Raw genomic sequence first — 13301 nt, 5'->3', positions numbered from 1 at the left:
CTACTGCAGCGACTCGATCATGCCATCGGCCAACAACCGACGGGCCACGATCACACGCATGATCTCGTTGGTACCTTCGAGGATCTGGTGCACCCGGGTATCGCGCACCAAGCGCTCGAGCGGGTACTCCTTGATATAACCGTAGCCGCCATGCAGTTGCAGAGCCTCGTTGCATACCTGGAACCCGACATCGGTCGCGAAGCGCTTGGCCATGGCACAATGGGCGGTGGCCTCGGGATCGCCCTGGTCAAGCCGCCACGCGGCCTGGCGTACCATCCAGCGCGCCGCAGTCAGCTCGGTCGCCATGTCGGCCAACTTGAACTGCAGTGCCTGGAAGCTGGCCAGTTCACGCCCGAACTGCTTGCGTCCCATCAGGTAATCGCGTGACAGGGTCAACGCTTGCTGAGCCGCACCCAGCGAACAACTGGCGATGTTCAGGCGGCCGCCATCGAGTCCCTTCATGGCGAGCTTGAAGCCCTCGCCTTCCTCGCCCAGCCGGTTGGCGGCCGGCACACTCACCTCATCGAAGCTTACCAGGCGGGTCGGCTGGCTCTTCCAACCCATCTTGTCCTCATTCTTGCCGTACTCGATGCCGGCACTATCGGCGGGCACCAGGAAGGTCGAAATACCACCGGCACCGGAATCCGGCCCACCGGTACGCGCCATCACCACCAGCACGTCGGTTTCGCCTGCCCCTGAGATGAACATCTTGGACCCACTGAGGACGTACTCGTCCCCCTGGCGCACGGCCTTGGTTCTCAGACTGGCGGCATCCGAGCCGGAGCCCGGCTCGGTGAGACAGTAGGAAGCCAGCAATTCGCCACTGATCAGGCGCGGCAGCCACTGCTCACGCAATGCCTCACTGCCCCACATGGCAATCATCCAGCTCGCCATGTTATGGATGGTCAGATATGCGGTGGTCGAAATGCAGCCTTGGGAAAGCTGTTCGAAGATCAGCGCGGCATCCAGGCGCGACAGCCCCAGACCACCATGCTCCTCGGGGATGTAGATGCTCAGGAAGCCCGCCTCGCCGGCGCGCTTGATGACATCCACGGGAAAGTACGACTCTGCGTCCCAGCGTGCCGCATTCTCGGCGAACTCGGCACGGGTGAAATCCGCTGCGGCCTGCTGTAACGCCTTTTGATCGTCGCTAAGGGAAAAATCCATGTCGGCGCCCTCTTTCGCCGGCAGGCAATACGCACCGCCGACACTCTCAGTATTAGTTCATTCTGGACTGACTCGATGCCACCAACCTAGCACTTGCTTGGTTGGGTGCAAGCCACCCCTTGGTCTACAGGCACTTTACGTAAACGTCAACTGGTTCTAGGCTGGGTAAGCATATCGACGGGCCCCCTCTGCGATTCAGGAACAGAACCATGAACGACTCCCCCCACGACACCTTACTGTCCGATGCATCATCGGCAACCAAGCAACGACGCACCTATTCGATTGGTGAACTTGCCAAACTGTTCGAAGTCACGCCGCGGACCATTCGCTTCTATGAACAGGAAGGATTGCTGGAACCGGAACGTCGAGGCCAAACCCGCATCTATCACGAGAAGGACCGGGTCAGGCTCAAGCTCACCTTGCGCGGCAAGCGTCTGGGATTTTCGCTGGCGGAAATTCGCGAAGTCATCGAACTCTACGACGCCATGCCCGATGGCAACGCCCGCCAGTTGCGCCGGTTGCTGGAACTCCTGGCCGACAAGCGCGCCAACATGGAACGCCAACTCGAGGATATCCGTCTGATGCAGCGTGAACTCGATGACGTGGAAGCGCGTTGCCAAGAGGCACTGAACAACCTGCTCCGAACGACTCCAAGGCTCTGACTTTCACCACCCGCAACGTTACGTACCGACAACAAGACGGGAAACACCATGTCACGCCACGATTCAATACACACCAATTACCGTCACCCCACTAGCCATAGCTATGTCAGCGGCATCAGCGACATGCCCTTGAAGGGACAGACCATCGGGGAATGCTTCGACGAGACCGTCGCCCGCTTCCCCGAACGCGATGCGCTGCTCAGCCGGCACCAGAACCTGCGCTATACCTGGCACGAGCTGCAAGATGCCGTTGACGACGCCGCCCGGGCACTGCTCGCCGTGGGCGTACGTAAAGGCAATCGGGTGGGGATCTGGTCGCCCAACTGCGCTGAATGGGCCATTACCCAGTTCGCCACCGCCAAGATCGGCGCCATCCTGGTCAACATCAATCCCAGTTACCGCAGCCATGAGCTGGAATACGCACTCAAGCAGTCGGGCACCTCGACGCTGATTCTTCAGGGTGCCTTCAAATCCTCCGACTATGTGGAGACGATCGCTGAGCTGGTTCCTGAGTTGAAGGCGGCTTCCGGCAAAGCGCTAGCCAGCGACCGATTACCGGCACTCAAGCGCGTTATCTGCCTCGATGAATCCCGTTGCTTGCCAGGTATGTCGAGCTGGAACGCCCTGCTCGAACATGCCGACGAGGTATCGCCCGAGCAACTCGCCGAGGTTCAATCCGGGCTGCAGTTCGACGACCCGATCAACATCCAGTACACCTCCGGCACTACAGGAGCGCCCAAGGGGGCGACTCTCTCGCACCACAACATCCTCAACAACGGCTTCTTCGTCGCTCGCAGGATGGGCTTTTCAGAACATGACCGCCTGGTGATCCCTGTACCGCTCTACCACTGCTTCGGCATGGTGATGGGCAACCTGGGCTGCATGACGCACGGCGCGGCGATGATCTACCCGGGCGATGGTTTCGACGCCGAGGCGACCTTGAGTGCGGTTGCCGAGGAGAAAGCCACCGCGCTCTACGGGGTACCGACCATGTTCATCGCCGAGCTGGAGCATCCATGCTTCACCGATTTCGATCTGTCGACACTGCGCACCGGGATCATGGCCGGCTCGATCTGCCCCATCGAAATCATGCGTCAGGTCATCGACAAGATGCACATGCAGGGCGTGACCATCTGTTACGGCATGACCGAGACCAGCCCGGTGAGCTTCCAGACCCAGACCGACGCCCCGCTAGAGAAGCGCGTAACCACGGTTGGCACCATCCATCCTCACCTGGAGGTCAAGCTGATCGACCCCTCCACCGGCGCGCTGGTACCACGTGGCGAACGTGGCGAGCTGTGCACGCGCGGCTACAGCGTGATGCTCGGCTATTGGGAAAACGAGGAGGCCACCGCCAAGGCCATCGACCATGCCGGCTGGATGCACACCGGCGACCTCGCCACCATGGACGAGGAAGGCTACGTGGCCATCGTCGGCCGCATCAAGGACATGATCATCCGTGGAGGCGAGAACATCTACCCGCGCGAGATCGAGGAGTTCCTCTACACCCACCCGGCGATTTCAGACGTGCAGGTGATTGGGGTTCCCGACGAGAAGTACGGCGAGGAAGTGATGGCCTGGGTCAAGCTGGTCGAGGGCGAAACCCTGGATGAAGAGAGCCTCAAGGCCTTCTGCAAAGGCCAGATCGCCCACTACAAGATCCCGCGCTACGTGAAGTTCGTCGATACCTTCCCGATGACCGTTACCGGCAAGATCCAGAAGTACAAGATGCGCGAGGAAGCCACCAGGGAATTGGGGCATTGACCATAGCTTCGGGCTTCGGGCTTCGGGCTTCGGGCTTCGGGCTTCGGGCTTCGGGCTTCGGGCTTCGGGCTTCGGGCTTCGGGCTTCGGGCTTCGGGCTTCGGGCTTCGGGCTTCGGGCTTCGGGCTTCGGGCTTCGAGCAGGATTGTGATGACTGGCTGCCTTTATGGCTAGCATGCTCGCGGCCCGTAGCCCGTAGCCCACAACTAGCCGAGCAGCGCCCGAATCACCTTTTTGACCCGTTCAATGCCACTTTCCAGGGCGGCCTCGATCTCGGCCATGGTGATTTCGGACTCGACCACGCCGGCAGCAGGATTGACCACCAGCGCCAGGCAGGCGTAGGGAATCTCCAACTCGCGCGCCAGGGACGCTTCCGGCATGCCGGTCATACCCACCAACCGGCAGCCATCGCGCGCCATGCGTGCGATCTCGGCGGCGGTTTCAAGACGCGGCCCTTGGGTGCAACCGTAGACCCCGCCATCTTCCAGCAGTTCGCCGGCTTGCTCACCCGCACGCAGCAGTGCATCACGCAGCTCGGCGTCGTAAGGCCATGAGAAATCGATATGCTGCAGCGGCTTGAAACGCCCATCGAAATAGGTCGATTCACGGCTGCTGGTGTAGTCGATCAACTGATCCGGCACCACTAGGGCGCCAGGCGCCAACGCAGGCTCGATACCGCCCACGGCGTTGACACCGATGATACGCGTTGCCCCCGCCTGCTTGAGCGCCCATACGTTGGCCCGGTAGTTGACGCGATGTGGCGGCAGCTTGTGCGGATGACCATGGCGAGGCAGAAACAGTACGTCACGCCCATCCAGGATACCCTGCAACACCCCGCTGGAAGCTGCCCCCAACGGCGTCTCGACACCATGACGCTGGGTAATCTCCAGATCCGGCATCTCAGTCAGGCCGGTGCCGCCGATAATCGCCAGCATGGCGCTCTCCTCATTCCATCCAGACAACCAAAGCCCAAATCAAAGCCCCTTGGGAGCGAAGATGCCCGGCGCATTGCGCCAGTAGCCCTTGTAATCCATGCCGAAGCCGAATACATAGCGGTCGGCGACTTCGAGGCTGCAATAGTCGGCTTTGAGTCCAGGCACTGCCTTGCGATCGTGGCGCTTGTCGACCAAGACCGCCGTGGAGATGCTTGCCGCCCCGGCCTCACGGCAATAATCGAGAATGGCGGCAAGAGTCGCGCCCTCATCGAGAATGTCATCGACGATCACCACATGACGCCCGGCCATGGGGATCTCCGGCGACACTCGCCAGAACAGTTCGCCACCGCGCAAACCACCGCGATAGCGCGTGGCATGCAGGTAATCGACCTCCAAGGGGAATCCGAGCCGGGTCAGAAGATGGCCAGTAGTGATCAAACCACCGTTCATCACGCAGTAGAACACCGGTAGCTTGTCGCCCAAGTTGGCAGTGATCTCCTCGGCCATGCGATCGAGCGCGCGTTCGACCTGCTCCTGGGAAATCAAGCAGTCGGCATGCTCCATGACATCGCGCATGGTGGCGAGGGATTCATGAAATTCGGTATCGGGTCTGGGCATGGAGTCCATATCAACAGCAATTCAAGTGGTGGGCGGTGTATCAGCCAGGGCTTCCAGACGCGCATGCACGCGACGCCAACGCGACAAGGCCGGCAAGGTATCCAGATTCGGGCGGGCACGAGCGTAGCGCAGTTTGGCGTGACGCTTGCTGCTTCGCCCCGCACAGGCCGCTACGACGGCCTGGGCCGCTTCACGGTCGTTGCACACCAGCACCATGTCGCAACCGGCATTCAAGGCCGCCAGGGCACGACTTCCCGGATCGCCGGCCACAGTGGCCCCAGCCATCGAGAGATCGTCGGAAAAGATCGCTCCCCTGAAGCCCAGGTCCTCACGTAAAAAACCCAGCCAATTAGGTGAGAAACCAGCGGGACGTTCATCGAAGGCCGGATAGATGACATGCGCCGGCATCACGCCATCGAGATGCGAGGCCAGTTCGGCGAAGGGAAACAGGTCGCGCTGTCGCAACTCGTCCAGGGAACGACTATCGATAGGCAGTTCGATATGCGAGTCGGCGGCCACGCCGCCATGCCCTGGAAAATGTTTGCCCACCGCGACCATGCCGGCTTCATGCAATCCCGTGATAAAGGCGCCGCCGAGCAACGCCACGGCCTGGGGGTCGCGGGAAAAGCTGCGATCGCCGATCACCGTGGAGGTACCGCCATCGACATCCAACACAGGGGCGAAGGAAAGATCCAATCCGCAGGCGGCCATCTCCATACCCAGCAGCCAGCCAGCATCCTGGCAGCGTTGCAGCGCGGCTTGCGGATCTTCGTCATAGCCCTCGGCCAGACGGCGCATGGAAGGCAGGCGTGTCACACCCTCGCGCAGGCGCTGGACGCGCCCACCCTCCTGGTCGATGGCCAGCAACAGGTCGGGACGCAAGCGACGCAAGCAGGCGCATAACGCTTGTACCTGGTGGGCATCTTCGATGTTGCGGGCGAACAGAATCACGCCCCCTACCTCGGGGTGCTGGAGCATTTCACGCTCCGCTCGCTTGAGGCTGGGCCCCTCCAGGTCGAGCATCACCGGGCCAAGAGGTTGGGTCATGGTTGGCATCCTTGGCTTAGAAGGAGGGAGATTCTAGACCAATGTGCAAGCCAACGACAGATATGGAGCGTCTCGGCGTGGCGACATCGGCTCGATCGCCCTCACTCATGTACCCACACTGGCGTGCCAGGCACCGCCAGGTCAAAGATTTCCAGCAGGGCAGCGTCGCGCAACCGGATGCAACCGTGCGATGCCGCCGTCCCCATGGGTTCGCCAGGTGGGGTACCATGCAAGTAAATATAGCGGCGCTGGGAGTCACGGTCGCCTCCGCGGTTGAAACCACGCTCAAGACCGCATAACCACAGGATACGGGTCAGGATCCAGTCACGCTCTGGGTGTGCCGAGGCCAACGCTTGGTCGAATATCTCGCCAGTCGGCCGTCGCCCACGAAATACCGTTCCTGGCGGCAAACCATCGCCGATTGCCGCGCGCACGTAGTGCCACCCCAGTGGCGTCTGGCCACTGCCTTGTCGTTGGCCGGCACCGGCTCGCCCACTGGAAATGGCATACTCCTTCTCGGCTTCCTCTCCCCGCCACACCACCAGTCGCTGGAGGCCCAGGTCAACCTCCAACCAGATGGCATCATGCGGTGGTAACTCGGCAAGAGATGGTGTGCGCATGGCATCAACCCGCGGCTGGCAGTGCATCATCGGTCGATTGCGGCAAGGGAGCGTTCATGCCGGCCACCACCACCGGCCGCAGCCGGCGAATCAGTTCCCGCACGCTGACATGTTCTCCATAGTCCTGCTCGGCGATATCGCGCAGGGCATCCAGTCCCGACAAGGTAAAGATCACCGTCCCCAGCATGAAATGCAGTCGCCAGAAACGCTCGGCATCGGGAAGGTCCGGCGTTGCCTGACGAACCAGCGCGGCAAAGCGGGTGAAGACACTACCATAGTGTTCCTGGATATAACGGCGCAGATGCCCCTGCGCCTGACTGTAGGCCAACCCCAACAGTTTCATGAACACCTTCAGGCTGTTGCGCTCGGCAGGCACCTCGAGCACGCAGCGTGCCATGGTCTCGAGCAGCTCTTCCAAGGGAATGACTTCACCCTGATATCGCGCCTCGAGTTCATCGAGAGCGGCATGGAAGCGCTCGGTGAATGGATCCAGGTAACGGGCGAACACCGCCTGGATCAGCGATTTCTTGGAGCCGAAATGATAGTTCACCGCCGCCAGGTTGACCTTGGCCTTGCTGGTGATATTACGCAGTGACGTCTCGGCGAAGCCACGCTCGGCGAACAGTACCTCGGCAGTATCGAGAATTCGCGTCACGGTATCGGTCTGGGCCATGAGCTAGCCTCTTGAGTCGCTATAAACATCTGTTTTAAACATTATACAGCTTACGTTGCATGACGGATTGTCACAATGCAAGCCGTTTAAAACGACATCCGAAAGCCGAAAACGACCATTACTGGATGTAATTCCATGCTGTATACTTGAACAAACTCCAACTTCCCACGCGGAGGTCCCATGACCCGCCCTCTCACGCCGCGCCAGCAGAATGTCTATGACTTCATCGTCAAGACCATGAACGAACTGGGCTATCCGCCAACCCGGGCCGAAATCGCCCGGGCACTGGGGTTTCGCTCACCCAATGCCGCTGAAGAGCATCTGCGAGCACTCGACAAGAAAGGGGTGATTCGCATGGTGGCCGGCACTTCGCGTGGCATCCGCCTGGCCAATCAGGAGATCGATGGCGGTGCCGATGAAACCGATGGCCAAGCCAACAACGGCCTACCGATCGTCGGCGATGTCGCAGCAGGCAGCCCGATCCTGGCAGCCGCGCATATCGATCGTTACTGTCCTCTATCCCCCGACTTCTTCTCTCCTCGCGCCGACTACCTGCTGCGCGTGCGCGGCCTGTCGATGCAGGATATCGGCATCCTCGAGGGTGATCTGCTTGCCGTACATCGCACCAATCGGGTCCGCGACGGCCAGATCGTCGTCGCGCGCCTGGAAGACGATGTCACCGTCAAGCGCTTCAAGCGTCAGGGGCACAAAGTGTGGCTGATCGCCGAAAATGCCGATTTCGCCCCGATCGAAGTCGATCTGCGCCACCAGGCACTGGAAATCGAGGGGGTCGGCGTCGGCGTGATTCGGGGTGGTAATGGCCAAGCCCTCAACTAGGCTTTGCCCGAAAACTGCCTGCGCTCGCCCATACGGCGTTAAAAATCAGCTCAAAATGCTCATTTACAACCACGTAAACTCCGCTTTTTCGCTGATTTTTGCCTTGTCTGGCCATCGCTCGGCGACTTTTCGGACAAACCCTAGCGCTACTATCGCTACCTGTCATGAAACCGAGAAAGATCCTGCATGCCGATTGCGACTGTTTCTACGCCGCAGTCGAGATGCGTGACAATCCCGCCCTGCGCGAGGTTCCACTGGCCATCGGTGGCAGCGCCGAGCGGCGTGGCGTCATCGCCACCTGCAACTATCCGGCACGCGCCTATGGCGTTCGCTCGGCCATGCCCACCGCCAGAGCCCTGCGCCTGTGTCCGGACCTGGTTCTGCTGGCGGGAGATTTCGAGCGTTACCGCGCAGTGTCGCACGAGATTCAGGCCATCTTCGCCGAACTCACTCCGCTGGTGGAACCATTGTCGCTGGATGAAGCCTTTCTCGACGTTAGCAACGTCGAACGCTTTCAGGGCAGCGCCACCTGGATGGCTCGTTGGCTGAAAGAAGAAACGCTGCGCCGAACCGGTATCACCATCTCGGTCGGCGCCGCCCCCTCCAAGTTCCTGGCCAAGATCGCCAGCGACTGGGACAAGCCCGATGGTTTGTACGTGATTGCCCCGGATCAGGTCGACGACTTCGTGCGCCGTTTACCGGTGAAGCGCTTGCATGGTGTGGGTCCCGCCAACGCGACCAAGCTCGAGGACATGGGAGTCGAAACCTGCGAGGATCTGCGCCGTTGGTCCGTGGAGGCACTGATCTCACGTTTCGGCAAATTCGGCCAACGCCTCCACGAATTGGCGCATGGTATCGACGACCGTGAGGTCAAGGTCGAACGCGAACGCAAGTCGATCAGCGTCGAGACCACCTTCGAACGCGATCTTCCCGACCTCGACACCTGCCAGGCCGCCTTGACACCACTTGTCGAACGTCTCGATGAACGCTTGCAACGACATGGCCGCCCCGAACTGGATAAGCTGTTCGTCAAGGTGCGCTTCGACGACTTCAGTCTCACTACCCTGGAGAGCGGTGGATATTCGATCAGCCACAAGAGCTTCGCCGCTCTGCTCGCTCAAGCCTGGCAGCGTGCCCGGCGCCCGGTCCGTCTGCTGGGCGTGGGGGTACGCCTGGTACCACGTGAGGCGCTGCGCCAATTAACCCTGCCTCTATAATCCGGTACTACTTGGTATCGATGTAACGGTGACGGTTGAAGGTCGCCACCCAATGTGGGTGATAAACCACCAGCAAGCTCAACAGCATGCCGGTAATGAACGCCTCGGATGGCATCAGCAGCGGCAGGAATAACGCGTATTCACGGACCACGAACCATACCTGAGGATCGACGGCTCCCAACCATGCGATAACAATCAACGCCAGGCCACTGGCCAGGGTGGACAGCGCCGTGCCGAAAAAGCCACACACGAAAACGAAGATCGGTAGATTGTCGGGAAGATAACGATCGACCAGACGCCATGCCGCTACCATCACCATGGCTGGTACCACGCCACTGATCAGCAGATTGACCCCTAGCAACGGCCAGGCCGTCTTGCCTATCACGACCATGGCCAGATTCACCATCAGGTTGATCAACAATGCCAGTGGTGCTTTGAACACCAGTGTCAACAACGCCGTGAACATCAAATGCAGGCTTAGCCAGTCCACCGCCTGGGCACGAAGTTGCCAGAACAGCATCACGGCGATGCCGGAGACCATCAAACGATGCTGCAAGCCACGATCCACGATCACGGAACGCCAAGGTTTCTGGGCTATTGCCAACCCCAGCATGATCAAGCTCAGCAACGCACACAGCCCCAGCATCCAAGGCGCAAGCACCACGTCAATGAAGGTCATACCGCACCAGGAAGAAAGTCATGGGCGCTCGCTCAGGCAAAAACCACGGTCTTGTTGCCGTGAATCAGGACGCGATCCTGTAAGTGCCAGCGCAAGCCTCGCGCCAATACCGTCTTTTCCACATCGCGCCCGAAGCGCACCAGATCGTCCGCCGTATGGCAGTGACTGACGCGGTGAATATCCTGCTCGATGATCGGTCCTGCATCGAGTTCCTGGGTGACATAGTGGCAGGTGGCACCGATCAGTTTGACGCCACGCTCGTAGGCCTGATGGTAGGGTTTGGCGCCAGCGAAGGATGGCAGGAAACTGTGGTGGATATTGATCACCCTTCCGGCGTAGCGTTCGCAGACGCCGGGAGGCAGGATCTGCATGTAGCGAGCCAGCACGACGGTATCGGCCTCGGCCTCCTCGATCAGGCGCTCCATCGTTGCGAACGCCCTTGCCTTTTCATTGGCCTGCACCGGTACGTGGTGATAGGGAATGCCATGCCACTCGACCAATGCCCGCATGTCCTCATGATTGGAAATCACGCAGGGGATGTCGCAATCGAGTTCACCGGCGGTCCAGCGATACAACAGATCCACCAGGCAATGCGATTCTCTGGAGACCATCAGTACCACGCGTGGCCGTTTTGCCGTATCGGACAAAGCCCATTCCATGGAAAATTCGTTGGCGATCGGAGCAAAGGCACGGCGAAACGAGTCGGCATCCAGCGCCACGGAATCGGCCAGGATCTCGTAGCGCATGAAGAAGCGACCCGTGGCCAGGTCGGAGTGTTGGTTGGCCTCGGTAATCGAGCCACCTTGACTGGCGATGAAACCGGAAACGCGTGCCACGATCCCCACGCGATCGGGACAAGATACGACCAGACGATAATAATGTGACATCGGCAAACCGCCCAAGGGAAATGCTTCGGACGCGATAGTGTAGCGAACTCAGCGGTCTCCAGTCATGCGCGTTGTGGCGTCACCCTCCCATCCCGTATGATGAAGATCTCGTTTGCCGACTCATGATCGACCATGCTGCAGTCCCGTGTAAAAATTCGCCCTCGCCGTCGTCCACCTCTGCATTTCCTGCCCTTGGGTGGTTGCGGTGAAATCGGGATGAACCTCACGCTGTATGGACAAGACGGCGACTGGATTGCCATCGATTGCGGCATGATGATTCGTCAGGATCTGCCCGGCAGTCCCTTGCAGGTTCCCAACCTCTCCAGCCTCGAGTCAATGGGGATCGTGCCCCGTGCGTTGATCATCACCCATGGCCACGAAGACCATATCGGCGCCGCGGCCTGGCTATGGCCACATTGGGGATGTCCCATTCATGCCCCTCCCTTGGCCGCTGGCCTGCTGCGGGCCAAGTTTCTCGAGCGCGGACTGGCCACCGACGACATCCACGTCATCGAACCGGGAGAAGCGATGGAAAGTGGCCCCTTCAGCCTGCGCTTCTTGCCGTTGACGCACTCGATCCCCGAAAGTTGCGCCCTGCTGATCGCCACTCCTCAGTACCGGGTATTGCACACCGGCGACTGGAAACTGGATCCGGAACCGTTGATCGGTTCCCCCACCGACGAGACAACGTTTCGCACCCTGGCACCGGTCGATCTACTCGTCGGCGACTCGACCAATGCGCCGGTACCCGGACATTCGCGTAGCGAAGGAGAGGTGGCTCGTGCACTGGAACGGACCCTGGCCGAGTGTCCCGGACGCGTCATCGTCACTTGTTTCGCCAGCAATCTGGCACGAGTACTAGCCGCCGCCCGAGCGGCGGCGCGTTGTGGACGCCGGGTCAGCCTGATGGGCCGTTCCATGGAGCGCATGGTGGGTATCGCTCGAAGCCTGGGTTACCTGGACGACCTCCCGCCACTGGTTCCGGTACGCGACCTGGGCTACCTGCCACCAGAAGAAGTGTTGGTCATCGCCACCGGCAGCCAAGGGGAACCTCGAGCGGCCCTTTCGCGACTGGCACATGGCAGCCATCCCCACTTCGAACTGAGGCCGGGCGACAGTGTGATTTTTTCCGCCAAGGCCATTCCCGGTAACGAACGCTTGATCGAGCGTCTGCAACGCGCGCTCGTCCGCTTGGGCGTCATTCTTTACCATGAACAGAACCACCCCGAGCTACATGCGTCGGGGCACCCGGCTCAAGAAGAGCTTCGTACCTTCTATGACTGGGTCAAGCCTCGTCACCTGTTACCGGTACACGGTGAACATCGCCACCAGCAGGCCCATTGCGAATTGGCCGAGGCTCTCGGCATTCATGCGCCCTTGATACCCACCGACGGCGATTTGATTCGCTTTGATCAAAACGGGCTGACTCTCGAATCCCGGCATCCTCAAGCGCCCTGTATCATCGAGCAGGATGCCGTGACTCCCTTGCCGTCACTCGCCGATATCGGTGAACGTCGCCATTCGCGACACGGCAGCCTTTTCCTTGCCCTGCCTGTCGTTCCTCGAGAGCAAGGGTGGGCACGTATCGGCCGCCTCGTGCTCGACTCTAGCGCCTCGACCGTCCTGGATGAAGATGCCTTCGCCGACTGGTTGGATGAGCGGTTGGCCGACATGGCAGCGGAAAGCCTTATGGAGTTACGTCGCGAGTTACATCCTCCGCTGATGCAATACCTGATGCGGCACATGCGTCACATGCCCGACGTGCATCTGCAGATCCTGGCCGCTGAACCCCCGTGATCGGGAATAGGGGCGTATGGCCTCGTCTGCTCTTCTCACCGACAAAAAAGCGGACTCGCGTCCGCTTTTTCTTATTGCCTGACGCGTGGGACCGGCTCAGGATTTGTTTGCGTTCTTCGGCGGACGACCGCGACGACGCTTGGGCTGCTCGGAGACCAGGTCATCCAATGACAAGCCGGCATCATTGATCGCTTCACGAATTTCTGCCAACTTGCGTTCCTTGAGAGCCTCCTCTTCCTGGCGCTTCTTATCTTCTTCTTGCTTCTGTTCGATCACTTCACCGATCACTTCCGCCAGCTTGTTCAACTGCTCCATACTGAGCTGACGTGCCGCTGCACGGGCGACATTCTTGTTGCGGGCGATGCGTTCCAAGGTTTCGGAAGACATTGGCCTCCTCCA

The 13301-nt window shown here is 60.3% G+C and carries 14 protein-coding genes; 5 read left to right on the top strand and 9 right to left on the bottom strand.

Features of this window, described 5'->3' with window-relative positions:
* Window positions 1–1167: an acyl-CoA dehydrogenase family protein gene (locus IE093_RS00615; protein ID WP_189464893.1), complete on the bottom strand. Its 1167-nt coding sequence runs from the start codon at window positions 1165–1167 to the stop codon at window positions 1–3.
* Between the two features lie 209 nt (window positions 1168–1376).
* Here IE093_RS00615 and IE093_RS00610 point away from each other — a divergent pair, with 209 nt between their 5' ends.
* Both IE093_RS00610 and IE093_RS00605 read left to right on the top strand, forming a co-directional pair.
* Entirely contained in the window at window positions 1377–1829 is a 453-nt protein-coding gene (locus IE093_RS00610; RefSeq protein WP_189464890.1) for a MerR family transcriptional regulator, read from the top strand.
* Between the two features lie 48 nt (window positions 1830–1877).
* Entirely contained in the window at window positions 1878–3593 is a 1716-nt protein-coding gene (locus tag IE093_RS00605) for an AMP-binding protein (RefSeq protein WP_189464888.1), read from the top strand.
* A 205-nt stretch (window positions 3594–3798) separates the two neighbouring features.
* Here IE093_RS00605 and IE093_RS00600 read toward each other — a convergent pair whose 3' ends face one another.
* From IE093_RS00600 to IE093_RS00580, 5 genes are all read right to left on the bottom strand, one after another.
* Window positions 3799–4527: an S-methyl-5'-thioinosine phosphorylase gene (locus tag IE093_RS00600; protein WP_189464885.1), complete on the bottom strand. Its 729-nt coding sequence runs from the start codon at window positions 4525–4527 to the stop codon at window positions 3799–3801.
* Window positions 4528–4566: 39 nt separating this feature from the next.
* On the bottom strand, window positions 4567–5145 hold the full coding sequence (locus IE093_RS00595; protein WP_189464882.1) for a hypoxanthine-guanine phosphoribosyltransferase: 579 nt from the start codon (window positions 5143–5145) through the stop codon (window positions 4567–4569).
* A gap of 21 nt (window positions 5146–5166) precedes the next feature.
* Window positions 5167–6192, bottom strand: a complete 1026-nt coding sequence (nagZ, locus tag IE093_RS00590) for a beta-N-acetylhexosaminidase (protein WP_189464880.1) — start codon at window positions 6190–6192, stop codon at window positions 5167–5169.
* Window positions 6193–6293: 101 nt separating this feature from the next.
* Window positions 6294–6812 carry a L,D-transpeptidase gene (locus IE093_RS00585; protein ID WP_189464878.1) on the bottom strand — a complete coding sequence of 173 codons (519 nt, stop codon included), beginning with the start codon at window positions 6810–6812 and terminating at the stop codon, window positions 6294–6296.
* Window positions 6813–6816: 4 nt separating this feature from the next.
* A complete protein-coding gene (locus IE093_RS00580; RefSeq protein WP_189464875.1) occupies window positions 6817–7485 on the bottom strand; it encodes a TetR/AcrR family transcriptional regulator in 669 nt (222 codons plus the stop codon).
* Window positions 7486–7665: 180 nt separating this feature from the next.
* On the opposite strand from IE093_RS00580, the gene lexA reads away from it, so the two are divergent.
* Entirely contained in the window at window positions 7666–8322 is a 657-nt protein-coding gene (lexA, locus tag IE093_RS00575; RefSeq protein WP_189464871.1) for a transcriptional repressor LexA, read from the top strand.
* A 164-nt stretch (window positions 8323–8486) separates the two neighbouring features.
* Entirely contained in the window at window positions 8487–9539 is a 1053-nt protein-coding gene (gene dinB, locus IE093_RS00570) for a DNA polymerase IV (RefSeq protein ID WP_189464868.1), read from the top strand.
* Between the two features lie 7 nt (window positions 9540–9546).
* Here dinB and IE093_RS00565 read toward each other — a convergent pair whose 3' ends face one another.
* Both IE093_RS00565 and purU read right to left on the bottom strand, forming a co-directional pair.
* Window positions 9547–10218 carry an energy-coupling factor ABC transporter permease gene (locus tag IE093_RS00565; RefSeq protein WP_189464865.1) on the bottom strand — a complete coding sequence of 224 codons (672 nt, stop codon included), beginning with the start codon at window positions 10216–10218 and terminating at the stop codon, window positions 9547–9549.
* Between the two features lie 32 nt (window positions 10219–10250).
* Window positions 10251–11105, bottom strand: a complete 855-nt coding sequence (purU, locus tag IE093_RS00560) for a formyltetrahydrofolate deformylase (protein ID WP_189464862.1) — start codon at window positions 11103–11105, stop codon at window positions 10251–10253.
* A 216-nt stretch (window positions 11106–11321) separates the two neighbouring features.
* On the opposite strand from purU, the gene IE093_RS00555 reads away from it, so the two are divergent.
* Window positions 11322–12902, top strand: coding sequence for a ribonuclease J (locus IE093_RS00555; protein ID WP_189465814.1), 1581 nt, complete (start codon window positions 11322–11324; stop codon window positions 12900–12902).
* Window positions 12903–12998: 96 nt separating this feature from the next.
* Here IE093_RS00555 and IE093_RS00550 read toward each other — a convergent pair whose 3' ends face one another.
* Window positions 12999–13289 (bottom strand): H-NS family histone-like protein, encoded by a 291-nt coding sequence (locus IE093_RS00550; protein ID WP_189464859.1) that lies wholly within the window; start codon window positions 13287–13289, stop codon window positions 12999–13001.
* Window positions 13290–13301 lie beyond the last annotated feature (12 nt).

Origin of the sequence: Litchfieldella qijiaojingensis, assembly GCF_014651875.1 — a bacterium.
GTDB lineage: Bacteria > Pseudomonadota > Gammaproteobacteria > Pseudomonadales > Halomonadaceae > Litchfieldella > Litchfieldella qijiaojingensis.
This window is presented reverse-complemented; position numbering and strand designations above follow the sequence as displayed.